The sequence below is a fragment of the Methylobacterium sp. J-059 genome, from assembly GCF_022829485.1.
Classification (GTDB): domain Bacteria; phylum Pseudomonadota; class Alphaproteobacteria; order Rhizobiales; family Beijerinckiaceae; genus Methylobacterium.
Window position 1 is genome coordinate 80,450 of record NZ_JAKSYA010000032.1, and the last position, 25,983, is coordinate 106,432.

Consider the following 25,983-nt stretch of genomic DNA (forward strand, 5'->3'; position numbering starts at 1 on the left):
GGTAAGTTCTCGCGGCAACACAATTTCTATCTTATGGAAACATTCTAGGGTAACTTCGAAACGTTCCAGGCTGGAACGGGGTGTCGGGCGGCGGCCAGCATCACGCCCCTAGGGGAACAGCCCGTTTCGGCACCGTTTCCATGGAGGAGACCAGCGGCACCGCGCCACAACTCACGATGAAAACCGAGCGGCCGTTGTGACCGATCGGTAACACCCCACGGTTGCGACGCCGCGAAGGATCGTGTCAGGCCGGGACCGTCATCCGGCTCGGATCGACCCAGGCGCCGAGCGTCTCGGTCCGGTCCTGCGACAGGATCTCGGGGGGCACGTCGGAGACCGGCACCGCTTCGGGGCGTTCGGCGCCGAAGGCCGCGAGCGCCGCGCGGGTCTCCGGATCGTGGCAGGCGCGGTCGAACGCGGCGCGGTCGAGGCAGGCGAGGCGCCCCGCCTCGAAACGGGCATAGACCCGGCCCGAGCCGGCCTCGGCGAAGCGGACCGAGCGCAGCCGCCGGGCGCATTGGCGCAGGAAGCCGGTGTTCCGTTCCGGCGCCAGGGCTGCGGCGTCGGGATAGACCTCCGCCGGCGAGAGCGCGTCGATGTTGATCTTGGTGTAGCGCGCGATGTCGATGAGGCAGCCGGCATCGAGCACGGTGAGGTCGCCGTTCTCGCCGAAGGCGACCGTGCGCGGGCGCTCGCCCTGCGGCACGCTGTTGTCGAGGAACTCGTAATGCACCTGCTTGCCGGCCTTGGCCGCCCAGGTGAAGAACAGCTCCGGCATCCCGGTGAACGCCTCGACGTTGTGGGCGAGAAGATCGTCCACCGCCTTGTAGCGGCCGAAGATCCGCCCGCGGATCCAGGCGCGCTCGACGGTGGCGTCGGGCGGCGTGATCATGAACAGCATGAAGACGCGGTGGCCGAAGCGGGTCAGCAACTGGCTGCCGTCCTGCGTGCGCGAATCCGCGTTGAAGCTGTCGAACCGGAACCGGTCGATCAGCAGGTGCGACATCCGCCCCTCGCGGGCCTTGCGCGCCATGTAGCGATCGAGCTTGCGGTCGACGATCTCGACCTCGTGGCCCGTGAGCGTGCCGGCATAGCCGATCGCATCGCCGATCGAATCGTAGTCGAGCAGGAACTTGCGCCAGATGTCGGGGGTGATCACCGCGAAATCCGACCAGGATTCGCCGAGCCGCCGGGCCAGCGCCCGCTGGAGCGGACGCATCGTGCTCTTGCCCGAGGCGGAGGCGCCCTTGACGTTCATCACGATCGGCGCGGCCTGCGCACGGACCGGAACGTAGCCCTCCCGCGCCACGGCCTCGGCGAACCACGGCTCGATCAGGCAGCCGATCCGGCGGCTGCCCTCGTCGTTGGCGACGAGCGTCGTCGCGAGGTTCGCAAGCAGGGCGCGGTCGCCGACGAGCTTGCCGCGATGCCGGACGATCCCCGACGCGACCTTGTGCAGGGCGGCGCTCGCCGCAAGCTCGAGCGCGTTTTCGCTGGCCGCGGCGCGGACGCACCATGCGGCGCAATGGGCGAGCGCGCGCTCCTCCGGGGATCGCGCGTCGTCGGCGACGGGGGCCGGCGGCGCCGCGAGGCCGAGCACGTGCCGCCAGGTTCTCGGCGGAGGGGGCGGCGGCGCGGGCGGCGCGAAAGCCGCGTCGAGTTCCGCGGCGATCCGGGCGCGCGCCTCGTCCGCCACGGCGCGAAGGGTCTCGGCGATCCGGTCCGCATGCGGCGCGATCGCGGTCGCGAGGATGTGGGCGACGATCGCGCGGAAGTTGACGCCGAGATCGCCGTAGGTCTCGCCGACGGGGACCGAGAGGTCGGCCATCACCCGGATCAGCAGCTCGTGTACGACGAGGCGATCCGGCCGGAAGGCGACGATCTCCGGCATCGGCAGGCCCGAGAAGGCGGAAAGCTCCATCGCCTCGGCGAGGGGCGTCGCGACGTTCTCGGGGCGGTACAGGGTCGTCAGCGGCAGGAAACGCCGCGGCAGCGTCGATTCGATGCCGGGATTCCACGGCCCGCGCCCGACGAGGCCGTCGTCCGGCAGGGCGTAGCCGGCCGGTGCCGCTGAAGCGCTCATCGCATCACGACGCAGGTCCGGCTCAGGCCGCCTCGGCCGGGGCCCGGAACAGGCTGGCGCAGCCGGAGCCGCGATGCATGCTCAGGATCGAGGCCCGGTCGATCTCGGGATGCGCCGCGAGCACGTGCCGGACGCAGTCCACGACCTTCTCGTACTGGGCCGCCTCGTAGTTCCGCTCGAGCGGGCTCACGGCGATGTAGGTCTCGACCACCAGCACGCGCTCGGCGCGCTCCTGCGTGACCTCGACGGCGATCCAGGACGACTTGATGAGGCGGGAACTCGAAAGCATGGGCGTACCTCCGTTGGTCTTCGCTCGTTGATCGAGCGTCGTTTGACCGGGAGGATGAACCCGTATCCTGCCCGTGCCAAGTGCCTTGCTGGAAAGGCAGGTGGGCAGCCGCGAACGTCGTCGGCCTGCGCGATGAATGCTGCGACGAGGGCCGCCAGATCAATCGAGCTCGCCGGCGGCCGAGATCGCCTGATCGAAGCCCGCCTGGTCGCCCAGCCATACGATCATCGATAACACGAGGCCGAGGCCGACGAGGTAGAGGATCGCGAACGCATCCCCGTTGCCCCGGCGCGTCGACAGCGCCAGCCAGGCGAACGGGAGCGATTGGATCGCCAAGGCGGCGGGAACATTCATCGTGTCGATCCGTCGGACGATGCAAGATGCCCTGCGCCGCCTGTACCGACAACAACAATCGGCCCGCGTGAATGCGGAATTCGATCGGTTTCAGGATCGATATCTTGCGGTTGCACAAGTCGAGGCGGATCGTAAATTTGGTCGGCTCGCCCGATCGGTGGGCCCGGCATAGCGGAAATCGGGGCAACCGACGCCTTCGTTTGGCATATTGCATGCCATTCCATCTTCGGTCATCTTGCCGGCAACGGTCGACAAGGCCGACGTTAGGCAAGGCAACAGGGATGGAGCGTCGCAATGCCCCTCGGGCGTGATGAGGGCCTTCGGGCGGCCGCGGCCGGACCTGCGCGCTCGGACGCCCCGCATCGGGTCGGCGCATGCGTGACCCTGCGGCAAGCCGGGCTTGGCCGGCACCGGACTTTTATTGACTTGACGATGCGCGAGCGCACCCGCCAGGCATGAGGCCTGACGGGATCGCGGCGCGACACCTTCGAAGCCGGGCGGCATCGCCGGCATCCCGATCCACCGGACTCGAGAAGATCAGAGACAGACCATGAGCAAGGCCCTGGAAGGCGTCAAAATCCTGGACTTCACCCACGTCCAGTCCGGCCCGACCTGCACGCAGCTGCTCGCGTGGTTCGGCGCCGACGTGATCAAGGTCGAGCGTCCCGGCGCCGGCGACGCGACCCGCGCCCAGCTCCAGGACCTGCCCGACGTGGACAGCCTGTATTTCACCATGCTGAACCACAACAAGCGCTCGATCACGCTCGATTCGAAGACGCCGAAGGGCAAGGAGGTGCTCTGGCGCCTGGTGAAGGAGTGCGACGTGCTCGTCGAGAACTTCGCCCCCGGCGCGCTCGCCCGCATGGGCCTGACCTGGGAGAAGATCCATGAGGCCAACCCGCGCATGATCCTCGCCTCGGTCAAGGGCTTCGGGCCCGGCCGCTACGAGGAATGCAAGGTCTACGAGAACGTCGCGCAATGCGCCGGCGGCTCGGCCTCCACCACCGGCTTCCGCGACGGCATCCCGATGGTGACCGGCGCCCAGATCGGCGATTCCGGCACCGGCCTGCATCTCGCGCTGGGCATCGTCACCGCCCTGTTCCACCGCACGGTCACCGGGCTCGGGCAGAAGGTCGACTGCGCGATGCAGGACAGCGTGCTCAACCTGTGCCGGGTCAAGCTGCGCGACCAGCAGCGCCTCGATCACGGCCCGCTCACCGAGTACAGCCAGTTCGGCGAGGGCATCCCGTTCGGCGACTCGACCCCGCGCGCCGGCAACGATTCCGGCGGCGGCCAGCCCGGCCGCATCCTCAAGTGCAAGGGCTGGGAGCACGATCCCAACGCGTACCTGTACTTCATCACCCAGGCCGCGGTCTGGGCGCCGATCTGCGACATCATCGGAGAGCCGGGCTGGAAGACCGATCCGGGCTACGCCACGCCCAAGGCGCGGCTGCCCCACCTGAACGAGATCTTCACGCGCATCGAAGCCTGGACGATGAAGCACGACAAGTTCGAGGCGATGGACATCCTCAACGAGTACGACATCCCCTGCGGCCCGATCCTGTCGATGAAGGAGATCGCCGCCGACGAGTCGCTGCGCAAGACCGGCACGATCGTCGAGGTCGAGCACCCGACGCGCGGCACCTACCTGACCGTCGGAAACCCGATCAAGCTGTCGGCGAGCCCGAGCGAGGTGACGCGCTCGCCGCTGCTGGGCGAGCACACCGACGAGATTCTGCGCAGCGTCCTCAAGTACACCGATGCCGAGGTCGACGAGATCGCCCATTCGGGCGCCGTCGGCCGGATCGAGAAGATCGCGGCGGAGTAGGCCCGCGGATCGCATCCGACCATCGCGGCGGAAGCGGGCCAACCCGCCTCCGCCCGTCATCCCCGGGGCTGCGTCGCAGAGCCCGGGATGACGGCGAGCATCCCGTGGCGGCCGAGGTCGCCCGTGCATCCGGCATCCTCCTGGACGAACGGGTCGAAGCGGACCATCCCACCGAAACGACGAGGATCCCATGCGCATCGCCTTCATCGGTCAGCAGGATTTCGGCAAGGCGGTGCTGGAGGCCTTCCTGAAGCGCGGCGACACGGTGGCCGGCGTGTTCTGCGCGCCCGAGAAGGAGGGCGCTAAGCCCGACGTGCTCAAGACCGCGGCGCTCGAGCAGGGGCTGCAGGTGTTCCAGTTCCCGAGCCTGAAGAGCTCCGAGGCGGAGGCCGCGATGCGCGGGCTCGACGCGGAGATTGGCGTCATGGCCTACGTGCTGCAGTTCGCGCCGCAGGACTTCGTCACCATCCCGAAGCACGGCACGATCCAGTACCATCCCTCGCTGCTGCCGCGGTATCGCGGGCCGTCCTCGATCAACTGGCCGATCGCGAAGGGCGACACGAAGACCGGGCTGACGATCTTCCGCCCGACCGACGGCCTCGACGAGGGCCCGATCCTCCTGCAGAAGACCTGCGACATCGGCGCCGACGACACCCTCGGCGACGTCTACTTCAACAGCCTTTTCCCGATGGGCGTCGCGGCGATGCTGGAGGCGGCCGACCTCGTCGTCGCCGGCCGGCACATCGAGATCGACCAGGACGAGGATGCCGCGAGCTACGAGGGCTGGTTCCGCGCCCGCGAGGCGGCGATCAACTGGGGCGCCCACGCCAACCAGATCTACGACCTGATCCGCGCCGCCAACCCCGCGCCCGGCGCCTGGACCACGGTGAACGGCGCCAAGCTGCAGATCTTCGATGCCCGCCTGCACCCGGTGCGGACGCTCGGCGGCGTGAAGGGCAAGGTCGGCGAGGTGATCGCGATCGGCGACGACTCGATCCGCGTCACCGCGCAGGGCGGCCAGATCGAGATCTTCAAGGTGAAGCCCGAGGGCGGCAAAAAGGTCTCGGCGGTGGAGTTCGCGCAAGGCGCCGGCGTGAGCGTCGGCACGATCCTGGGCGGCTGAGCCTCGGAACGTGGACCCGAGCGTGCTGGCGATCGGCCGACGCGTCGATCGCGTCAGGCCGTCGGCCGAGGCCCGTAGCTCCTGAACTTCTCGATGTTGCGCGCGATCTCGTCGTCGGGCAGCACCACCGGCGTGCCGACCTGCAGCGCGATCGCGTATTGCCGACAAAGGGTCTCGATCTCGACCGCGAGCCACAACGCCTTGGCGAGGTCGGGGCCGGTGGCGATCATGCCGTGGTTGGCGAGCAGGCAGCCGTTGCGGTTCTCCAGCGCTTCGAGCGCTAGGCGCGAGAGCTCCTCGGTGCCGAAGGTGGCGTAGCCCGAGCAGCGGATCGTCGGACCGCCCACGGCCGCGATCATGTAATGCACCGCCGGGATCGTCTGGCGGCACATGGCGAAGGCGGTGCCGTGGTCGGGATGCGCGTGCACCACCGCGTTCACCGCCGGCTTGTCCTGCAGGATGTCGCGATGGAAGCGCCATTCCGAGGACGGGCTCAGGGGATGGTCGAAGCTGCCGTCCATGCGGAGGAAGACCACGTCCTCCGGGGCCATCCGCCCGCTCGGGATGCCCGACGGCGTGATCAGCAGGCCGTCGCGCCAGCGCAGCGAGACGTTGCCCGAGGTTCCGCGGTTGAGGCCCTGCGCATCGAGGCCGCGCGCGGCCTCCACCACCGACGCCCGCGCCCTGGTCTCGTCGGCGTCCATCCGCAATCCTCCGGTTCCCCTCCCCCCGATATGCGCGAAGGCCCGGCACCGTAAAGACGGTGCCGGGCCTCGTCGCGTTCGGACCTGTCGGTGGGGTGGTGCCCTCAGGCGGCCACGACCCCGCGGGTGGTGGTGGCCTCGGGCGCGGCGAGCATCGCGTTGGCGACCACGCGCTTGCGCCAGGGCTTCAGCACCGCGATCGCGAGGATCGAGGCCAGGATGTTGGCGCCGGCGGCCATCAGGAACACGCCGTCCCAGCTGCCGGAGCTCTGCTGCAGGTAGTTCGCCGCCGGCACCAGCAGGGCCGCCGTGCCCTTGGCGGTGTAGAGCAGGCCGGCATTGGTCGCCGCGAACTTCGAGCCGAAGGTGTCGGTGCAGGTCGAGGGGAAGAGCGAGTAGATCTCGCCCCAGGCGAAGAACACGAAGCCCGAGAGCAGCACGAACCACAGCGGATCGTGGCCCCAGAGGTAGAGCATGTAGATGCCGAACCCTTCCATTGCGAAGGCGATGAACATCGTGTTCTCGCGGCCGATCTTGTCCGAGACCCAGCCGAAGAACGGCCGCGTCAGCCCGTTGAGCACCCGGTCGATGGTCGCAGCGAAGGTGATCGCCACCATGGTCACGCCGAGGATCGTCACCGGGATCTTGTCGACGCCGATGTCGGCGGCGATCGGCTTCAGGTTGGCGGTGATCATCAGGCCGCCGGCGCCGACGATGACGAACATGAAGTACATCAGCCAGAAGATCGGTTGCCTTGCGACTTCGCCGGGCGCGTAGTTGCGCCGGGTCTGGATCACGTTGGCGTTCACGGCGGCCTCCGGCACCTGACCCTTCTTCGGCGAGACCAGGAAGAACGCCAGCAGGCAGACGACGAGGCCCTGGCCGAGGCCGAACCACAGGAAGGCGGCCTGGAAACCGTTCTCGGCGATCATCCACTGGATCGGGGCGACGGTGAAGGCCGAGCCGGCGCCGAAGCCCGCGGCGGTGATGCCCGCGGCCAGGCCCCGCTTGTCCGGGAACCACTTGAGCGCGCTGCCGACGCAGGTGCCGTAGACCGCGCCCGCGCCGATGCCGGCGATGACCTGACCGAGATAGAACATGTTGAGCGAGGTGGCGTAGGAGTTGATCACCCAGCCGATCCCGCAGAGCAGGCCGCCGAACAGCACGACCACGCGCGGGCCGTACTTGTCGACGAACCAGCCCTCGACCGGCACCAGCCAGGTCTCGAACAGCACGAACAGCGTGAACGCCCACTGGATGGCGGCCCGGTCGAAGCCGAACTTCTTCTGGATGTCGGGCACGAAGAACGTCCAGCCGTACTGGAGGTTCGCGATCATCACCATGCAGATCACGCCCAGCGCGAGCTGCATCCATCGATATCCGTCGGACACCCGTCCGATCGCCGGCCGTTCTTCGTGCATCATGTCATCCTCCCAGAGGTCTCGCGTAAGGCCGGTTGTCCGGCACGTGGCGTGTCGTCTGCGTTGACCGCAGCGTCGTCGTGTGGCGGCCGGCGTCCGAGCCGGCCGTCAGACGGCGCGCCGCAACGCCGACGCCCTTCAATCCTCGATGTCGTCGCGCGAACACCGTCGTTCACGCGCGAACCGCAATGTCGGCATGATCCTGATGCCGCGTTCCGGCTTCCGATGCAGCTTCAATTGCACGGCTCATCTCGGAAAAACTTTTGGCACCGCAACAAGAAAAAGTCAGCGCCTCAGCCGGCCGATCTCTGGTCTACGGTATGCCAGAAATATCGTGCGTCATCCTCGCGGAACCTGTCAACGAGAGTGGAATAAAAATACAGAAATTTCGCCGGGATTACCGAGTAGGATCGGACGTGCACGCGGTCGGGCGGTGCTTTGACGATCCTGACGCCGAGCCGCCTTGGTCCCGCCCACGACGCGCCGAGCGGTGCCTGTGTGGAGCGCACGGGTGCCATCTAGGCTGGCGCCGAGGTTTGGGTTACTTCGGCGGTCGGTCGCGCGTCGAACACAAACCGAAGAACGCGGACCGACGGGTACGGCATGTCGAACTCCGAGTCGCTCAGCATCAAGCCGATCGTGGTCAGTTCGAGCCTGCGGACCTTGGCCTACGAGGCGTTGAAGACCTTCATCACCAACATGGACATCTACGGGCGCCCCGACGAGGTCCGTCTCGACGAGCGCAAGCTGTCGCAGGATCTGGGCGTCAGCCGGACGCCGGTGCGCGAGGCGCTGACGGTGCTGGAGCAGGAGGGCTTCGTCCGCTCCGAGGCCCGGCGTGGCGTGTTCGTGATCAAGAAGACCAAGAAAGAGATCGTCGGGATGATCCATGCCTGGGCGGCGCTCGAGAGCATGGCCGCCCGGCTCGCCTGCACCCGCGCCTCGGACGCCGAGCTGCGCTCGCTGCGCGAGGCCTTCCCCGAATTCTACGACGGCCGCCCGGCCGAGCACATCGACGAGTACTCCGACGCCAACATCCGCTTCCATCAGAAGATCATCTCGCTCGGGCAATGCGCGATGATCTCGGAGCTGTCGAGCAACCTGCTGATGCACGTGCGCGGCATCCGCAACACCGCCTTGCGCCAGGGCGACCGGGCAGAGAAGTCGATTCGCGAGCACGTCGCCATCATCGACGCGCTGGAGGCGCGCGACGTCGAGCTCGCCGAGCGGCTGGTTCGCGACCACGGCATCGGCCTCGCCGACCACGTCGACGCCTACGGCGCCTATCTCGACTGACCTCAAGGATCGTTCGGAGGCTCCGAGCCGGATCGGTGGAACATATCCGCCGAGCCTGAGCGCATGCGTGATTCGCATATTTGGCATGTGGCGTTTGGTATACCAGAATGCAGCGCAGCATGAGATCTATTGCGTCGCAACACGCAACCGGATCCCGCCATGCTGACCTCGTTCCTCGCCGTCTTCGCCGCCCTCGCCAGCGTGCAGGTGCTGCTCGTCGTGAAGCTTGCCGATTTCCTCACCGACGGCGCCGAGGCGCGCGGCGCCCGCCCGATCGACGCCGACGTCCACGGCGCGACGGTCGCCTGAATCGACGACGGGCGCATCCCGTGCGCCGGCGACCTGCGCACTCTGCCCGCTTACGGACGAGGTGAACGCCGACGCCGAATCGGGCATTAGCGTGGAGTCGCCGAAATATCCGGAAACGGTTCACTCACGAAGTTCGGTTTATCGTCAACGAAGCGTTGACGACGACAACCGAGGATTTCCGGCATTGGCTCAGGGCGCCCAGTTCCCGGCCGCGGAGGACGCCTTCGTCCTCCTGATCACCGATCATGCCGACCTGCGGCGCCCGCTGGCGCGCGGGATCGATCTGGTGATGCCGTGCCGCACGGCGGCCGCCTGGCCGCTCGGCGGCGGACGCCCCGCCCTGGTGGTGCTCGATCTCGCACCGCCGATCGCCGACGCCATCCTCGCCAAGACGCCCTGGATCCCGACGCTGGTGCTGCGCCGCGGCGGCCCGCAGCGTACCTCCTCCTCGCCGATCGTGAGAAGCCTGCCCGCGACGGCCGCGCGCGAGACGATCCTCGCCGGCGTCTTCGCGATGATCGAGGTCGGGGCGAACCGGACGCGGCGTCTCGAGGCGCGCAGCGCGGCCGCCACCGGGATCGTCACGGAGATCTTCGATTCGGCGGCGCTCGGAGCCGGGTTCCAGCAGGCTGAGATCGACTGCGGCACCGACCTCGTCCTCGCGGCGGTGTCCGAGGCCGGGATCGGCGACTGGCTCGCCACCGTCTGGCGGCACGATGCCGGCGTCTACCAGCATACGCTCGGCGTGGCCGGCTACGCCGCAGCGTTCGGCGCGCTGGTCGGCCTGTCGCGTGCCGACCAGCATCGCCTCACCAAGGCCGCACTGCTGCACGACATCGGCAAGGCGCGCATCCCGGTCGAGATCCTGAACAAGCCCGGCCGGCTGACGCCGGAGGAGATGCGCCTGATGCGGCGGCACCCGGAGATCGGCGCCGGGCTGCTGGTCGCGCAGGGCGGTTTCGAGCCGGAGATCGTCGAGGTGGTGCGCCACCATCACGAGAAGATGGACGGCACCGGATATCCGGCCGGCCTGCAGGACGGCGCGATCACCGATCTCGTGCGCATCGTCGCGATCTGCGACGTGTTCTCGGCCCTCACCGAGCGCAGGACCTACCGCGATCCGATCGCGGCGCCCGAGGCGCTGGCGACGATGGACAGGATGAAGGGCCATCTCGACGGCGCGCTGATGCGGGCCTTCGCGCCCGTGGCGCTCGGCCGGGCGATGGCCGCCGCCTGATCAGGCCCGCCGGCGCCGCCGGCCGGAATCCCGCCGGGCCGCCATCAGGGCGAAGACGACGCCGAGGCCTCCGACCACCGCGTACAGCGCGACGAACGCCCGCCCGATCCCGTCGGTGCCGAACACCCGGTCGTTCAGGAGGCCGAGCAGCGCCGGCCCTGCGCCCAGAGCCACGAGGGTCACGAAGGCGATGAACACGCCGCTGACCCGGCCCCGCAACGCGACCGGCGTCAGGAACTGGATGCCGGCCAACCCCGGGGGGCTGCAGAAGCCGAGGGCGACGACGAGGGCGGCGAACCCCGCCAGGGACGGCCCGAGGCCCGGCGCCAGAGCCATCGTCGCGGTGGCGGGGAGCGCGAAGAGGAGGCCGAGGCCCAGCATCAGCGGCGCGGCCCGCGGATTGGTGCGCCGAACCCGGTCGAGCACGATCCCGCCGACGACGTGCCCGATCGGTGCGGTGACCAGAACCACGAGACCGAGGACCAGGCCGCTCTCGGCCGGCGTGACGCCGTGGGTGCGCACGTAGAAGGTCGGCGCCCAAGCCGTCAGCGTCTGGCCCATCAGGATCGCGGCGGTCGCCGCCGCGGCATGCGGCAGGTAGGCGCCGCGCCGGCGGATCATCCATCCGACGACGCGCGACCATTTCGGGCGGGCGACCGGCACGACGGGCTGCGAAGGTTCGGCGATGCACCAGATGAGGGCCAACAGCACGAGGTTCGGCAGGGCCGCCAGCACGAACAGGGCCTGCCAGGGTGCCAGCGTGCCGAACCCGGGGATCGCGATCCCGGCGCATCCCGAGAGCCAGCCGAGGGTCGCGCCGCCGACGAGGAAGGCGAGACTTCGCCCGAGCGTCCCGCCGGCGGTCAGGAGCGAGATGCCGCGCCCGAGCTGCGCGCGCTCGATCCTGACCGCCAGGAGGGACAGGGCCGCCGGGGTGATCCCCGACTGCCCGAGCCCGAGGAGCAGGCGGCTCGCGAACAGCGCGGCGAAGGAACCGGACAGCCCGCAGGCGATCGTCGCGATCGTCCAGGTGACGAGGGATGCCAGCAGCACCATCCGCCGGTGCCCGCGATCGGCGACCGCGCCGAACCCGGGCAGCGCCCCTGCGTAGAGCAGCGCGAAGGCGGAGCCCTGGAGCAGGCCGATCTCGGCGTCGCTCAGCATCAGGTCGTGCTTGAGCGGCGTGGCGATGACCGTGATCAGGAAGCGGTCGCTGAAGGCGAAGAGCTGCGTCGAGGCCAGGAGCAGCATCAGCGGCCGGCCCGAACGTCCTGCGCTGCGATCCGCGGTCGGCAAGGGGGCGGGCGAACGGACGGATCTGTGCGGGACGCCCGGATCAGTAGAGTTCACAAAGCCACGCGGCGAGCTGCGACCGGTCTTCGGCGGTCCTCGCCCGGGAGGCGCGCGCCCGCTGCAGATCGGCACGGAACTGGCCCGGCGGTTGCCCGAATGCCGCGTGAAACGCGCGGTTGCAATGACTTTCGCTGCCGAAGCCGCAGGCGAAGGCCAGGGCCGCGATCGAGCGGGTCTCGGTCGGCCGCCTCAGGCAGGCGCGCAGGCTCTCGAGCCGCCGAAGCCGCAGGACGTTCGCGACGCCGCCCTCGCCCGAGAACGAGCGATACAGGATGCTGCGGGAGACGCCGATCCCGCGCGCGATCGTCTCGGCGTCGAGGGCCGGGTCCGACAGGCGCGCGGCGATGAAGGTCTCGGCGCGCTCGCGCCTGAGACGCATCGACTGCTCGTCCATGTCCGCGTCGAGGCCGGCGACCGACCGGTCGCCCAGCGCCCCCGCCAGCAGTATCGCGAGCGCACGCCCCGCCCCGGCCGCGGCCTGCGGGTCGACCGCGGCACCCCTGCGCGCGAGCGAGACCATCAGGTCCGCGAGCAATCCGGCGGATGCTTCCGGAAGCACCGCGCCATGGAAGGCACGGAACGCGCGCAGCGGACCCTCGACCTGATCGCGCGCGAGCGCGATGGTGACGACGTGCGCGTGCTCGGCCCGGCTCGATTGCGGTCGCGTCGTATCGAACAGCAGGATCTCGCCCGGCGCGACCCGCCCCTCGTCGCCGGGCACACCGCCCCACAGCGTGCCGGCGAGCAGGAGATGGAGGTTGACGTGATCGAAGCCGTCGCGGCGCACCCGCGTCGCGTCGCGGCTGTGCACCAAGCCGTGCAGGAACCGGTCGAACACCACCATGCGCGGGAAGCGATGGGCCTGGAAGCGGGCGTAGAACCGCTCGCCCGCCAAGGCCACGTTGGAGCCGTGGGCATAGAGATCGTGATAGGCGCCGAACCCGTCGGGGGCGTCAGGCTCCTGCGCAGCGAAGGTGAAGGATTGCAGCGTCACGGTTCGGCCGGCGATGACGTTCGACGCGCGGGCCGACTCCTTGTTCATTATTCATCGTGCGAAGGCGCATGCAAGCTGCGGCCGAGCCGCGGCCATGCGGGAACGAGGATCGATCGTCCCCGATCGACAGCGCCGAATACCGGGTGATCGCTTCCGTCACGGGCCGGCAAGGTGCCGAGCCGCCCGCGTCTGCTCGGCCCCGGCCGTCGGGACCCCACGCAAGCTGAGCCCCGGGGTGCGTTGGATCGGCGCATCGACGGCTACCGTCACGGTGCTAGCGTCGTCGCCGCGCGCCGTAGGGCAGCGGCTCTCGGAGGATCGCGATGACCGGCGTGTTCTTTCTGTACTTCACCGCGTGCATGGCGAGCGCTCCCGAGACCTGCGAGGCGCGCCGCATGCCGCTCGACGTCGCCACGCCGCGCGCCTGCCAGCACGTCGCGCAGCCGCAGCTCGCCCGCTGGGTCGTCGAGCATCCGGAATACCGGATCACCGGCTGGCGCTGCGGGGCGCCGCTGCGCGATCCGGGCACACGGATCTGAGGCTGGGCGTGGCGTCGCGGGCACAGGCGTCCGCCCTTGCGTCGTGCGGGCGTCCGCGCGCCCCGGTTTCGCCGCATCGGCCGGGCCAAGGCGACGGCCCGTACCGCCAGCGAACCCTTTTCCGATGACCCACCGCGCCAGCCGCCACCGCAACGCCTTCGCCGGCCTGGGCCTCCTCGCCCTCGCGCTCTCCGCCTGCGGGACGCCGACGATCCTCGAGAGTCCGGGCCCGGTGAGCCCCGTGATCCTCGACGAGACCGCTGCCGCCGCCGCGATCTCGCGCTACCGGGCGCAGCACGGGCTCGGACCGGTGACGGTCGACGCGGGGCTGGCCACGGCGGCGGCGTTCCAGGCCGGCAACAACGCCCGCACCGGCCAGCTCAGCCACGAAGCCGGCGGCAGCTTCACGTCGCGGATGGCGTCGGCCGGGCTCGGCCGCACCTGGTCGGCCGAGAACCTCAGCGCCGGCTCCGAGACCTTCGATCAGGTGCTGGCCCGCTGGAAGGCCTCGCCCGAGCACAACAAGAACATGCTGATCCCGCAGATCCGCCGGATCGGCATCGCCCGCGTCGACGCGCCCGGCACCCGCTACAAGCGCTTCTGGGCGCTCGTGATGGCCGGCGGCTGAGGCCGGATCACTCGCTCGTGTTCGGCTCGACGACGTTGCCGGTGCCGCCGTCGGCATCGTCGCGGCTGCTGCCGAACGGGTAGCCGGCATCCTGGCCGCAATAGAGCCGCCATCCGCCGCGGGAATTGACGACGATCGCCGTCGACCCGAACAGGCCGCCGCCGCCGGTGAAGACGTTGCCGGTGATCACGTTGTCCGACGGGCTCTGGTGGCGGACCGTCCCGCCCTCCCCGCAATTGCGGTAGAGCCGCACGCCGCCCTGCCCGTGCTGGGCGATGCGGTTTCCGGTGATGCGGTTGCGCGCCGAGCCGTCGACGGCGATGGCCTCGCGCCCGATCGCGACGTCGATGGTGTTGTCGGCGATCACGTTGTCTGCGCTCTCGGCGTCGAGGTAGATCGCGTCCGCGCCCGAGCGCCCGTTCAGGGTCGAGCCCTGGAGGGTGAAACGGGTGACCCCGGGAGCGAGGTAGATCGGGATGTGCCCGAGCGCGGTGATCGTCGAATCGCGGATCGCGACCTGCGTCGGCGCGGCGGCCTGTGCCCGCTCGGTATGGCCGAGGCTGTGCGAGGACGCCTTCACCGCGAGCCCCTGGCCGTTGAGGCCCATGCCCCAGACGCGAATGTGGCCGAGGATGCGGCAGTTGCGCAGGGTCACGCCGCTCGGCCGCGACCAGATCCCCCCCGCTACGGTCGGCGCGCGCGAGCGGATCTCGACCGCGAGCTCCGCGAGCGTCGGCGCCGGCTCGGCCCGGCCGATCGTCGCGCCGCCGCAGTCGATCTCGGTGCTCGAGGCCTCCGCCCCCTCGATCACGACCCGGCGCAGGACGTGGTCGCCGGGGCTCAAGCCGATCGAGCACGCGAGGCTGACGGTCTCGTCGCCGGGGCTCGGAGGCGACAGCAGGCGGGCGCGCGTCGCGGCATCGCAGGGCCGGGCGGATGCAGGTTCGACGAGGGCGGGCGGGGCCGGCGGCAGGCTGACGATCATCGCCGGGAGATGACGGGCGACGACGGCATTTTCAGGATAAGGCCGCGCAGGTCCGAGATGCCGGCCCCGGCGGTTCCGCTCGCGGGCGAAGGGTTCTAGACCTCCGGTGCGCCGAGGTCCGATCCGGCGCTGGAGCCGAAGGTTGGCAGACCCCGTCCCGAGCATGCCGAAGCAGACCGCGAAGCGGACGGTCGTGCGCCTGCGCCGCCGCCGGGTCACGGGCGGGCGCGGGAGCCTCGGCCGGCCCGGCTCCGACCTGACGCGGCTGCCGGTGGCCCTCGACCCGCGGGGCCTGAGCCTCGTCGAGGGCGTGCGCGCGGCCTTCGCCTTCGCGATCGTGCTGCTGGCCAACGAATGGATTCAGTGGCCGCCGCTCCTGACGATGGCGCTCGCAGCCAACCTCACCTGCTTCTGCGACACCGGCGGCCCGATCCGCATCCGCCTGCGCGTGCTCACCGCCTTCTCGGTGCTCGGCGCCCTGATCTGGGGCGTGTTCGGGCTGATCCAGCCCTACGGCCCGCTCGTGGTCGTGCCGGCCGCCTGCGCGGTGATCTTCGCCTGCGCCTACGCCCGCGTCTGGAGCGTGCAGGCCCAGGCCGCGGGCAACGTGCTCGTGGTGGTGCTCTGCATCGCCATGGACCGACCCTTGAGCCCGCAGGAAGCCGCGATCATCGCCGCGATGTTCCTCGCGGGCGGGCTGTGGGCGACCGTGCTGGCGCTGGTGCTGTGGCGGCTGCACCCCTACCGCGCGGCCCATCGCGCCATCGCCGAGGTCTGGCACGCGCTCGCGCGGCTGACCGGCGATCTCGAGAAGCTCGCGGCCGCGCCCGAGACGGTGGCCGCCGCCTTCGACGGCCATGCCCGCGCCCACCGCCGCGGCGTCCGCGCCGGCATCGAATCCGCACGTGCGCTCCTCCTCGACCTCGCGCGCTCCCGCGAGCGCGTCTCCGAGCGCACGGCACAGGCGCTGCTGCGCCTGGAGACGGCCGAGCAGCTGTTCTCCGGCCTGATCGGCATCGCCGAGCTGATCGAGAGCGCGCCCGAGCCGCACCGGCGCGCCGCCGCCAAGCTGTTCCTGCGGCGCCTGCGCCCGCTGCTGATCGCCATCGCCCGGGCGATCCGCGACGACGTCGACCTCGATCTGCCGCGCCTGGAGCCGGCGATCGCCCGCGCCACGGAAGGGCTGGAGGCGACGCCGATCCTCGCGCGCCTGGCCGAGCGCATCATCGAGCGCGTCCGGATCGGGGCCAAGCTCTCGACGCCGGAGGGCTACCGCCCCGGCGGGGCGCTCTCCGACGGCGGCAGCCTCGACTGGCGCACGCGGTTCTTCGGGCCGCTGCGCACCAACTTCACCCTCGCCTCGGCCAACCTCCGCCACGCGGTGCGTGCCAGCGCGGTCTGCGCCCCGGCGCTCGCGGCGACGCTGATCTGGGCCGGCCCGTTCTCGCATTGGCTGGTGATGACCGTGGTCCTCACCATGCAGCCGTTCTACTCGGCGACGTGGCAGCGGGCGCTGGAGCGGATCGGCGGCACCGTGCTCGGCGGCCTCGTCGGCGCGCTGCTGGCGCAGATGGCGACGACGCCGCTGATGCAGATCGCGTTGATCCTGCCGTTGAGCATCGTCGGCTTCGCCGCGCGGCAGGTCAGCTACGGCGTCTTCGTCGCCTGCCTGACCCCGCTGATCGTGCTGCTGATCGAGGTGATCACGCCCGGCCATTCCTCCTGGGAGGTGGTCGGCATGCGTGCGCTGTTCACCATCCTCGGCGGGCTGATCGCCGTGGTCAGCTGCCTGCTGCTGTGGCCGATCTGGGAGCCGGACCAAGTCCGCAAGGAACTGCGCCGCGCGCTCGCGAGCCATGCCGCCTTCGCGGAAGCCGCCTTCGCGGAGACGCCGCTTTCGGAGCGCGAGGCGAAGCTCTCGACCTGTGCCCGGAGCGCCGGCCTCGCGCTCAACGACCTCGAAGCCGCCCTGTCGCGCGCCCTGCAGCAGCCGCGCGCCGGTCACCACCCGGAGGTCGAGGCGGCGATGGTCGCCGACGCCACGCTCCGGCGGATCAGCGCCCGTCTCACCGTGCTCCGCCATGCCGGCGCGCCGGCGGGCGCGGAGGACGGCCCGTGGAAGGCCTGGATCGCGGCGACGCTCGCGGCGCTGGCCGAGCACCGCTATCCGTTGCCGGACCGCCCCGATGAGGCGCGCAGCCCGCAGCTTCAGCGCCTCGTCGCCCAGGTCGACCTGCTCACCGGCACCCTGCGGCCGGGGCAGGTGCGGGAGACGCCGGTGGGCGCGGCCGCGTGACCCGCGCCCGACCGGCTCAGTTCAGCGCCTGCGGCTCGGCCTCCTGAAGGAAGGCTGCGACCTCGCGGAAGAACTGCATGCGGTTCTTCTCCATCATCACCGTATGCGTGCCCTCGCCGAGCTCGACGAAGCGCTTGTAGGGGGCGTTCGTCAGCTGGGTGAAGTATTCCTGCGCCTGGTAGCTCGGCAGGTCGGCGTCCCATTCCGCGTGGATGATCAGGGTCGGGACGCGGATTTCGCCCGGGTCGTAGAGCGGCTTTCCCGCCTGCCAGTAGGTCTGCGAGTCGGCGACGACGCCGTTCGGCGCGCGCAGCACCGGCGGCGACGAGGCCGCGCCGGCCGCGTCGGTGGCCCAGGTCGCATCCGCCCATTGCTCGAACCAGCCCGCCGGGATCAGGTCGGCGCGCTTGTCCCCGGCGACGCCCTTTAGCCAGCGGTCCCGGGCGCTGTCGCGGGTGACGGTGCGGTAGGCGCCGAGCGGCCCGGAGGTGCCGAGGTTCGGCGGCGCCTTGGCGATCCATTGCGGCGCGTAGAGCACGAGGCGGTTGACCCGGTCGTTGTGGGTCGTGGTGTAGAGCCCCATCGTCGAGGTGCCCCAGGACCATCCCATCAGGTCGAGTTTTTCGACGCCGCGCCGCTTCAGGATGAAGTCGACGGCGACGCCCACGGCCTTCGCCGCGTCGGCGGTGCGCATGAAGGGCGGGTTGTCCGCGGCCGGCCGGTCCATCTGCTTCGGGCGGCTCGAGAACCCGTAGCCGGGCAGGTCCACGAGGTAGACGTCGAAGCCGAGCCCGGCCAGGTAGTCCATCATCGACAGGCCGGCGAGCGGCAGGTCGAACGCCGTCGAGGCCGGGTAGGTCGCCCCATGGACGTAGAGCAGGATCCGGTCGGCGGCGAAGCGCGCCTGCCCCGCCGGGTGCTTGTTGCGGACGTAGAGCTCGATCCCGTCCTCGCCCGTCGGCACGCGGAACTCCTCGCGCGCGATGGCGGGTGCCGCCGGCTCGCGCGCCAAGGCCGGCGTCGCCGCCAGACCGAGGCCGAGGGCGGCGAGGCCGCGGAAGACGTCCCGGCGCGGCACGGCGCCGAGGTCCAGGTCCGCCGCGTTTCGGCCTTCGGCCGGCGGTTTCGGCTTCGATGGTGCGGGCATCGTTCTCTCCCATGCGGATCTGGCGTCCGATGCAGGAGATGAATCATTCTCGCGGCGCCCAGGCAACGGAGATCGCAGCGCAGCGCGGACGATCATCGGCGATCGTCGCCCGACGATCGGCCATCCCTATCGCGCTCACGGAAAAAACACGCTGCCGCGTCCGCGCGCATCGCGCCGTTTCCCGTATATCGGCGCGGGACATCGAGAGCGGACACGACCTTTGGAAGACGCGTTGATCCGGTGGCTGCAGTCCACCGCACATCTGAGGGCCGACGTCGCGGCCGTGATCGGCACCGTGCTGGCGCTCGGCGTCACCCTGCACGCGCTGCTGCGCAAGCGCCGGGTCAGCGTCGCGGTCGGCTGGATCGGGCTCGCCTGGCTGTCGCCGGTGTTCGGGACGTCCCTGTACCTGCTGTTCGGGATCAACCGGGTCGAGCGCCGCGCGCGCAAGTTCCAGTCGAAGCCCTCCGCGGCGCCCGGCGCGCCGAGCACCGAGGACGCCATCGTCCCCGAGGTGATGTGGCCGCTGGACAGGGCGGTGCGCCGCATCTCCGGCCTGCCGGCGCTGGCCGGCAACACGATCCGCCTGTTCCGCAACGGCGACGCGGCCTATCCGGCGATGCTGGCGGCGATCGGCGCGGCGCGAACCAGCATCGCCCTGTCCAGCTACATCTTCCGCGACGATCCCACCGGACGGACCTTCTGCGCGGCGTTGAAGGAAGCGCAGGACCGCGGCGTCGCGGTGCGGGTGATCATCGACGGCATCGGCGGCGGCTACTTCCGCGCCGCGGCCTTCCGGCGCCTGCGGGCCGCGGGCGTGCCGGCCGCCCTGTTCATGCATTCGGGCCTGCCCTGGCGCATGCCGTTCCTGAACCTGCGCACCCACAAGAAGCTGCTGATCCTCGACGGGCGCGAGGCCTTCACCGGCGGCCTCAACATCTCGCAGCCGAACCGCCTGCGGACGCGCCCGGACCACCCGATCCGCGACACCCATTTCCACGTCGCCGGCCCGGTGGTCGAGCAGCTGATGCTGGCCTTCTCGGCCGATTGGGCCTTCGCCGACGGCGGTGCGCTCGAAGGGCCGGACTGGTTCCCCGACCTCCAACCGGTCGGGGAATCGATCGCGCGGGTCGTCGTCTCCGGGCCCGACGCGGACGTGGAGAAGATCGAGTTCGTGATCCTGCAGGCCCTGGCCTGCGCGCGCAGCTCGGTCCGCGTCGTCACCCCCTACTTCCTGCCGGACGAGGTGGTGATGAACGCCCTCATCCTCGCCAGCCAGCGCGGGATCACGGTGGACATCGTCATCCCGCGGATCAGCGACCATCACTTCATCGATTGGGCGACGCGGGCGCACATCGCGCCGCTGCTGCGCAACGGCGTGCGGATCTGGCTCGACGAGCCGCCCTTCGACCATTCCAAGGCGACGGTGGTGGACGGGGCCTGGTGCTTCGTCGGCAGCGCGAACTGGGACATGCGCAGCTTCCGGCTGAACTTCGAGCTCAACGTCGAGATCCACGACGCGGATCTCGCCGCGCAGCTCGAGAGCTTCATCCGCGCCAAGATGGAGACGCCGCTGACCCTGGACGCGATCAACGCGCGGGTCTTGCCCGTCCGTTTGCGCGACGCAGGCGTGCGACTGCTGCTGCCATACCTCTGAAGCGCAGGCGCGGCGCCTCGCCGGGCGGGGCCGGGCTGAGATGGACGACGATCGGGCGGTGGTCTGAGGGTCCGCGCGGCAGCACCGCGTGCTCGCGGCAGACGAGGCCGCGCACCAGGCAGCGGTCGAGGCGCAGCGGCACCATCTCGACCATCGCGTGCGTCGGCCGGCGCGGGCCGACGTCGCGGAATCCCGGCACCAGCGCCGGCCCGACGATGTTGTAGTCGCCGAGGATCGCCGAGCGCTCCGGCAGCATCCCGACGATCCGGCGCAGCTGGCGCCGGTTCAGCATCTGGCCGTGCGACAGGTGCACGTTGGCCACGCCGAAATCGCCGAAATCGAGCACCTGGCAGACCCGGTGCACGACCGCGCCGGACGGCAGCTTGACGACGGTCGGCGTCTTCGCCCACGGGGTCGGGCACCACATCGCCAGGCCGTGGATGCGCCCCGGCAGCGGCACCCAGGCATAGGATCCGCCGACGCGGTCGGTGATCCCGGCGATCTCGCGGGTCGCCTCCTGCATCAGCAGCAGGTCCGGCCGTTCCTGCTCGATCAGGGCGACGACGTCCTCGACCGCCGCGCCCGTGCGCCGCAGCAGGTTCCAGCTGACGACCTTGCGCGACACCGCCGCGGCATCCGCCTGGCGGATCGGCGCCGGCGCGACCGAGTCGAGGCCGAGGGACGCCGGCGAAACCTGGATCGTTGCCATGCGGGCCGTTCGTGCTCCTGACGGCGCTCGCCTGACAGCCCCGGGCAGGCGCGAGACCGGGACGGGGTGCGGGGGTATCACGCCCGCGTCCCAACGCGCGACCGATGATCCCGTTGCCCTGTTGACGCAACCACCCTCGACCCTTGAGCCTCGCGGCGCGAGCGCCCAGAACCCATCTCGATCCGTTCGGACCTGCCGCGGGGCAGCGCTCCGGATCCCGAGGACCCAGATCACGGGGACCATGACGCGTTTCACGTTCATCCACGCCGCCGACCTGCATCTCGGCAGCCCGCTCGCCGGGCTCTCGGCGCGGAACGCCGAGATCGCCCAGCGCTTCGCCTCCGCCGGCAGGCGCGCGTTCGAGGACCTGGTCGGCCATGCGATCGAGGCGCGCGTCGCGTTCCTGATCGTCGCCGGCGACGTCTACGACGGCGACTGGGCCGACCACTCGATCGGCCTGTTCTTCGCCCGCCAGGTCGCGCGGCTCGACCGGGCCGGCATCCCGGTGGTGCTGGTGCGCGGCAACCACGACGCCGAGAGCGTGATCACCAAGGCGATCACCCTGCCGGACGCGGTGCGCACCTTCTCGACAAAGAAGCCCGAGACCCTTCGCCTCGACCACCTGAAGGTCGCGCTTCACGGGCAGAGCTTTCCCAACCGGGCGGTCGACGAGAACCTGTCGCTGGCCTATCCGGCAGCCGTGCCGGGCTGGTTCAACGTCGGCGTGCTGCACACCTCCTGCACCGGGCACGCCCAGCACGCGACCTACGCGCCCTGCTCCGTCGCCGACCTGCGCGCGCGCGGATACGACTACTGGGCGCTCGGCCACATCCACGAATATGCCGAGCTGTCGCAGGATCCCTGGATCCTGTTCCCGGGCAACCTCCAGGGTCGCAGCATCCGTGAATGCGGCCCCAAGGGCGCCGTTGTGGTGGAGGTCGGCGACGGGCAGGTCACGGCGGTGCGCCGCCTGATCGTCGATCATGCGCGCTTCCACAGCCTCACGGTGGCGGTCGACGCGGCCGAGAGCGAAAGCGAGGCGGTGGCCCTGGTCGAGGCGGCTCTGCGCCCGCTGGTGGCCTTGGCCGAGGGCCGCCTGCTCGCGGTCCGCGTGCACCTCACCGGCGTCACCGCCGCCCACGACCGGCTCGCCGCCGACCGCGAGAACCTCACCGCCGAGATCCAGGCCGCCGCCGACCGCGTCCACGAGGACATCTGGCTGGAGAAGCTGAGGATCGACACAGCCCGCCCGAGCAGCGGCCCGCGGGAGAACGTCGTCGACGCCATCGACCCGGCGACGCTCCTCGCCGAGATCGACCACGACCCGGAGTTTCGCGCGCGCGCGACCGCCGCGCTCGCCGAGATCGCCGCCAAGATGCCGGCGGCCGAGGACGGCGACCTCGCCGCCGACCTCGACACCCTCTGCGCCGAGGCCGAGGCGATGATCCTCGGCCGCCTGACCAAGCGCGCATGCTGAGCCGCGCGACTTCACCGGACGCTCGCCGAAGCCCGGCGGTGCGGAGACACCCATGCGCCTGCTGAGCCTCGACCTCGAACGCTACGGCCCCTTCACCGGCCGCCGGGTCGACTTCCGCGCCGATGCGCGCCTGCACGTCGTCCTCGGCGCCAACGAGGCGGGAAAATCCTCGGCGCTCGCCGCGGTGACCGACCTGCTCTTCGGCATCGGGACACGGACCGCCTACGCCTTCCTTCATGAGATGCCGCAGCTGCGGATCGGCGCCGAGATCGGCAGCGCCGACGGACGGACGCTCTGCTTCCGCCGCCGCAAGGGCAACCGCAACACCCTGGTCGACGCCGACGACGCGCCCCTGCCGGAGACCGTGCTCGCGCCCTTCCTCGGCGGCCTGACCCGCGAGGTGTTCTGCCGCGCCTTCGGCCTCGACGCGAACAGCCTGCGCGAGGGTGCCAGGGAGATGCTGCTCGCCGAGGGCGAGCTCGGCGCCAGCCTGTTCGCGGCGGCCTCGGGCCTGCGCGGCTACAGCGACCTTCAGAAGAGCCTCGAGGCCGAGTCCGACCGGATCTACGGGCCGCGCAAGCGCCAGGACCGCAGCTTCTACCAGGCGTTCGACCGCTACGAGGACGCCCGGAAGGCGATCCGCGACACCGGCCTGCGCGCCGGAGACTGGCGCGACCTCAACGACAGCATCGCCACCGCCGGGAACGCGCTCGACGCGATCAAGGCCGAGCGGATGCGGATCGCGGCCGAGCAGGCGCGCCTCACCCGCCTCCGGCGCGTCGGCCCGCTGCTCGCCGAGATCGACGGGCTCGCAGCGCGGGACGACGCCGAACCGGGGCTGGTCGAGGTTCCCGACGCCTGGGTCGACCGCCTCGGAGAGGCATGCGCCGCGTTGCGCGCCCGGCAGGCGGACGCCGCGCGCATCGATGCGGCGGCGGACGCGGCCCGGGCGGCCTTCGCCGCCGTCGCCGTCGATGCCGGGCTCATCGGGCGTGCCGAGGAGATCCTGGAAGGTTTTCGCGGGATCGACCGCTTCGACAAGAACGGGGTCGACCTGCCCCGCATCCAGGGCGAGGCGGACCAGTTCGACGCCGAGCTCGCCCGGCTCGCCGTGCGGGTCGGCCTCCCCGACGTGGAGGCGCTGACGCGGCGCCAGCCCTCGGACGCCGTCCGCGCCCGGGTCGAAACCCTGATCCGCGATGGGCAGGAGGACGCCGCCGCCATCGCCCGGCTGGAGCGCGACCTCGCCGCGGCGCGTACCGAGCACGAGGGCCTGCTGCGCGACGTGGCCGAAGGCGGCACGCCGGTCGATCCGACCCCCTTCCGCGAGACGTTACGCCCGCTGGCGGCGATCCGCGGCGTGATCGCCGAGCGCGACGCCCTCGATGCCACGGTGCGGCGGGCCGAGCAGGTGCTGCGCGGGCAAGCGGCCCGTCTGTCGCCACCGGTGGCCGACGTCGCGGCCCTCGCCGCCGCGCCGCTGCCGACGGTCGAGACGGTGGCGCGCTTCCGGGCCTTGATCGACGGCAAGGAGCGCGAGCGCGTGCTGGCGGTCGAGCGCCGCGACGCCGCCCGGCGCCAGGTCGCGACGCGGCGGGGGCGCCTGCGCGAGCGCGAGGCCGGCCGGCCGATCGCGACGCTCTCCGACCTGTCTGCGCTTCGGGCCGAGCGCGACGCCGCCTTCGCGCCACTCCGCGAAGCCCTGAGCGAGGGGGTCCGGCAAGCGCCGGGGAGTATCGCCGCCTACGAGCGCCTGGCGCAGGCCGCAGACCGGCTCGCCGACGATCTCGCCGCCGACGCCGCCCGCGTCGCGGAGCACGCCGCCGACCGGCTGCGCCTCGACGCCGAGCTCGCCGAGGCCGAGACCGCCGACGAGATCCTGAGGGAGATCGAAGCCGAGGTCGCGGAAGGCCATGCCGCCTGGGTCGACCTGTGGCGCCCCGCCGGCATCGCGCCCTCGACCCCGGCGGAGATGACGGCGTGGCTCGGTGAGGCCGAGACCCTGATCGAGGGCAAGGGCGATCTCGACGAGCGGCACATCGATCGCGCGCTCCGCACCGAGCGGATCGAGGCGGCACGGGCGCCGTTGCTGGATCTTGCCGAAAGGATGGGACTGACCGACCTCGCCGGCCTCGACGTCGGCCTGATCCTCGGCCGCCTGGAAGAGCGCGTTGCGGCGATCGCGTCGCGATGGGAGGCGACCCGCGAGGCGAACGCGCGGATCGGCGCCGCCGCGATCGGCATCGCGCGGTCCACGACGGCGCTCGCCGACGCGAAGGCGAAGCAGGCGGCCTGGCGCAATGCCTGGGACGACGCGGTGCGGGCGATCGGGCTCGACGGCGCGGCCGGGACCGAGATGGCGACGAGCGCCCTCGCCGCCTGGCAGGCGGTGCCGAATGCGCTCGCCGAGCGCGAGAACCGCCGCGCGCGCGTCGCCGGCATCCGCCGCGACATGGAGGCCTACCACGCCGCCGTCACGCCGCTGATCGCGGCGCTCGCCCCCGACCTCGCCCACATCCAGCCGAGCGCCGCGATCCGCAGCCTGCAGACGCGGCTGCAGGAGGCGCAGGCGAGCGAGACCCGCCGGCGCGAGCTCGCGAAGCGGCGCGACGAGGCGGAGCGGGAGGCCGGAGCGGCGATGCGCGCGCGCGACGACTCGCTCGGCCATCTCGCGGGTCTTCTGGCCGACACGGTGCCGGACCTCGGCGCCGACGCGCAGGACGCGGTCGAGGCGCTGCACGGCCGCCTCGTCGCCCGGCGCGCGTTGCGGGCGGAAGCGCTCGCGCGGCGCGTCGAGCTGGCACGCGCCGCAGACGGCGTTCCCGAAGACGCGCTGCGTGCCGACCTCGCCACCATCGACGCCGATGCGATCGAGGCGCGGCTGCGCAGCCTGGCGATGGAGGACGAGGACCTCGACCAGCGCGGCAAGACGGCCTTCGCCGAGCGCGATCGCAGCGAGCGCCGGCGCGAGGCGCTGGAGGGCGGGACCGGGGCCGAGCTGGCATTGGCGCAGAAGAAGGCGGCCGAGGCCGAGCTTCACGCGAGCGCCCGGCAATGGGCCGTGCTCAAGCTCGCGAGCCTGATGCTCGGCACCGCCATCGCCCGCCAGCGGACGGGGCAGCAGGACCCGCTGCTGACCCGGGCCGGCGCGATCATGGCGGCCCTGACGGGGGGCGGGTTCTCCGGCCTCGCGCAGGATTACGACGAGGCCGACAAGGCGCTGATCGTCGCCCGCCGCGCCGGTGGCGAGACCGTCCACGTCCAGGGCCTCAGCGAGGGCACCCGCGACCAGCTCTACCTCGCGCTGCGGCTGGCCTACCTGGAGGATTACGCCGGCAAGTCCGAGCCGGCGCCCTTCATCGGCGACGACCTGTTCTCGACCTTCGACGACGCGCGGACCGGCCACGGCCTCGAAGCGCTCGCTGCGATCGGCGGCACCGTGCAGCCGATCCTGTTCACCCACCACCGCCACGTCGCCGAACTCGCGCAGGCGCGTCTCGGCTCGGCGGTGGACATCATCCCGCTCTAGAGCAATTCGCGTGATCCCTGGATCA

The 25,983-nt window shown here is 71.1% G+C and carries 21 protein-coding genes; 11 read left to right on the top strand and 10 right to left on the bottom strand.

Features of this window, described 5'->3' with window-relative positions; genetic code table 11:
- Positions 1 to 244: 244 nt before the first annotated feature.
- From MKK55_RS02245 to MKK55_RS02255, 3 genes are all read right to left on the bottom strand, one after another.
- Positions 245 to 2,083: a zeta toxin family protein gene (locus MKK55_RS02245; RefSeq protein WP_243933057.1), complete on the bottom strand. Its 1,839-nt coding sequence runs from the start codon at positions 2,081 to 2,083 to the stop codon at positions 245 to 247.
- Between the two features lie 22 nt (positions 2,084 to 2,105).
- Positions 2,106 to 2,372 carry a hypothetical protein gene (locus MKK55_RS02250; RefSeq protein ID WP_147726388.1) on the bottom strand — a complete coding sequence of 89 codons (267 nt, stop codon included), beginning with the start codon at positions 2,370 to 2,372 and terminating at the stop codon, positions 2,106 to 2,108.
- Between the two features lie 159 nt (positions 2,373 to 2,531).
- Complete coding sequence (locus tag MKK55_RS02255; RefSeq protein WP_147726389.1) at positions 2,532 to 2,726, bottom strand: hypothetical protein; 195 nt, start codon at positions 2,724 to 2,726, stop codon at positions 2,532 to 2,534.
- A 550-nt stretch (positions 2,727 to 3,276) separates the two neighbouring features.
- Here MKK55_RS02255 and frc point away from each other — a divergent pair.
- Both frc and MKK55_RS02265 read left to right on the top strand, forming a co-directional pair.
- The gene (gene frc / locus MKK55_RS02260) at positions 3,277 to 4,554 is read left to right on the top strand and encodes a formyl-CoA transferase (protein ID WP_147726390.1); all 1,278 of its coding nucleotides are present in this window, start codon (positions 3,277 to 3,279) and stop codon (positions 4,552 to 4,554) included.
- A 190-nt stretch (positions 4,555 to 4,744) separates the two neighbouring features.
- Positions 4,745 to 5,677, top strand: coding sequence for a methionyl-tRNA formyltransferase (locus MKK55_RS02265; protein ID WP_243933058.1), 933 nt, complete (start codon positions 4,745 to 4,747; stop codon positions 5,675 to 5,677).
- A 53-nt stretch (positions 5,678 to 5,730) separates the two neighbouring features.
- On the opposite strand, the gene MKK55_RS02270 is transcribed toward MKK55_RS02265, so the two are convergent.
- Together MKK55_RS02270 and oxlT are read right to left on the bottom strand one after the other, a co-directional pair.
- A complete protein-coding gene (locus MKK55_RS02270) occupies positions 5,731 to 6,381 on the bottom strand; it encodes a class II aldolase/adducin family protein (protein ID WP_243933059.1) in 651 nt (216 codons plus the stop codon).
- A 104-nt stretch (positions 6,382 to 6,485) separates the two neighbouring features.
- Positions 6,486 to 7,751 carry an oxalate/formate MFS antiporter gene (gene oxlT, locus MKK55_RS02275; RefSeq protein WP_243933060.1) on the bottom strand — a complete coding sequence of 422 codons (1,266 nt, stop codon included), beginning with the start codon at positions 7,749 to 7,751 and terminating at the stop codon, positions 6,486 to 6,488.
- Between the two features lie 654 nt (positions 7,752 to 8,405).
- Here oxlT and MKK55_RS02280 point away from each other — a divergent pair.
- From MKK55_RS02280 to MKK55_RS02290, 3 genes are all read left to right on the top strand, one after another.
- Positions 8,406 to 9,098 carry a GntR family transcriptional regulator gene (locus tag MKK55_RS02280; RefSeq protein ID WP_147726394.1) on the top strand — a complete coding sequence of 231 codons (693 nt, stop codon included), beginning with the start codon at positions 8,406 to 8,408 and terminating at the stop codon, positions 9,096 to 9,098.
- A 159-nt stretch (positions 9,099 to 9,257) separates the two neighbouring features.
- Entirely contained in the window at positions 9,258 to 9,407 is a 150-nt protein-coding gene (locus MKK55_RS02285; protein WP_243933061.1) for a hypothetical protein, read from the top strand.
- Positions 9,408 to 9,591: 184 nt separating this feature from the next.
- A complete protein-coding gene (locus MKK55_RS02290) occupies positions 9,592 to 10,644 on the top strand; it encodes an HD-GYP domain-containing protein (RefSeq protein ID WP_243933062.1) in 1,053 nt (350 codons plus the stop codon).
- On the opposite strand, the gene MKK55_RS02295 is transcribed toward MKK55_RS02290, so the two are convergent.
- Together MKK55_RS02295 and MKK55_RS02300 are read right to left on the bottom strand one after the other, a co-directional pair.
- Positions 10,645 to 11,895 (bottom strand): MFS transporter, encoded by a 1,251-nt coding sequence (locus tag MKK55_RS02295; RefSeq protein WP_243933064.1) that lies wholly within the window; start codon positions 11,893 to 11,895, stop codon positions 10,645 to 10,647.
- An 85-nt stretch (positions 11,896 to 11,980) separates the two neighbouring features.
- On the bottom strand, positions 11,981 to 13,039 hold the full coding sequence (locus MKK55_RS02300; RefSeq protein ID WP_243933066.1) for a helix-turn-helix domain-containing protein: 1,059 nt from the start codon (positions 13,037 to 13,039) through the stop codon (positions 11,981 to 11,983).
- A gap of 275 nt (positions 13,040 to 13,314) precedes the next feature.
- Between MKK55_RS02300 and MKK55_RS02305 the strand changes: the two genes are divergently transcribed.
- Together MKK55_RS02305 and MKK55_RS02310 are read left to right on the top strand one after the other, a co-directional pair.
- Entirely contained in the window at positions 13,315 to 13,530 is a 216-nt protein-coding gene (locus tag MKK55_RS02305; protein ID WP_147842420.1) for a hypothetical protein, read from the top strand.
- 124 nt (positions 13,531 to 13,654) lie between these two features.
- Positions 13,655 to 14,158 (top strand): CAP domain-containing protein, encoded by a 504-nt coding sequence (locus MKK55_RS02310; RefSeq protein WP_243933068.1) that lies wholly within the window; start codon positions 13,655 to 13,657, stop codon positions 14,156 to 14,158.
- Positions 14,159 to 14,165: 7 nt separating this feature from the next.
- Here the strand turns inward: MKK55_RS02310 and MKK55_RS02315 are convergent, their stop codons facing one another.
- Positions 14,166 to 15,143, bottom strand: coding sequence for a right-handed parallel beta-helix repeat-containing protein (locus MKK55_RS02315; protein WP_243933070.1), 978 nt, complete (start codon positions 15,141 to 15,143; stop codon positions 14,166 to 14,168).
- A 163-nt stretch (positions 15,144 to 15,306) separates the two neighbouring features.
- Here MKK55_RS02315 and MKK55_RS02320 point away from each other — a divergent pair, with 163 nt between their 5' ends.
- The gene (locus tag MKK55_RS02320; protein ID WP_243933108.1) at positions 15,307 to 17,439 is read left to right on the top strand and encodes an FUSC family protein; all 2,133 of its coding nucleotides are present in this window, start codon (positions 15,307 to 15,309) and stop codon (positions 17,437 to 17,439) included.
- A 16-nt stretch (positions 17,440 to 17,455) separates the two neighbouring features.
- On the opposite strand, the gene MKK55_RS02325 is transcribed toward MKK55_RS02320, so the two are convergent.
- Positions 17,456 to 18,586 (bottom strand): alpha/beta hydrolase, encoded by a 1,131-nt coding sequence (locus MKK55_RS02325; RefSeq protein WP_243933072.1) that lies wholly within the window; start codon positions 18,584 to 18,586, stop codon positions 17,456 to 17,458.
- 220 nt (positions 18,587 to 18,806) lie between these two features.
- Between MKK55_RS02325 and MKK55_RS02330 the strand changes: the two genes are divergently transcribed.
- Positions 18,807 to 20,243, top strand: coding sequence for a phospholipase D-like domain-containing protein (locus tag MKK55_RS02330; RefSeq protein WP_243933074.1), 1,437 nt, complete (start codon positions 18,807 to 18,809; stop codon positions 20,241 to 20,243).
- Here MKK55_RS02330 and MKK55_RS02335 read toward each other — a convergent pair.
- Positions 20,176 to 20,952: an endonuclease/exonuclease/phosphatase family protein gene (locus tag MKK55_RS02335; protein ID WP_147727785.1), complete on the bottom strand. Its 777-nt coding sequence runs from the start codon at positions 20,950 to 20,952 to the stop codon at positions 20,176 to 20,178. The genes MKK55_RS02330 and MKK55_RS02335 overlap by 68 nt on opposite strands.
- A gap of 241 nt (positions 20,953 to 21,193) precedes the next feature.
- Between MKK55_RS02335 and MKK55_RS02340 the strand changes: the two genes are divergently transcribed.
- Positions 21,194 to 22,429, top strand: coding sequence for an exonuclease SbcCD subunit D (locus MKK55_RS02340; protein WP_243933076.1), 1,236 nt, complete (start codon positions 21,194 to 21,196; stop codon positions 22,427 to 22,429).
- A 52-nt stretch (positions 22,430 to 22,481) separates the two neighbouring features.
- On the top strand, positions 22,482 to 25,958 hold the full coding sequence (locus tag MKK55_RS02345; RefSeq protein ID WP_243933078.1) for an ATP-binding protein: 3,477 nt from the start codon (positions 22,482 to 22,484) through the stop codon (positions 25,956 to 25,958).
- The last annotated feature ends 25 nt before the right edge of the window (positions 25,959 to 25,983 follow it).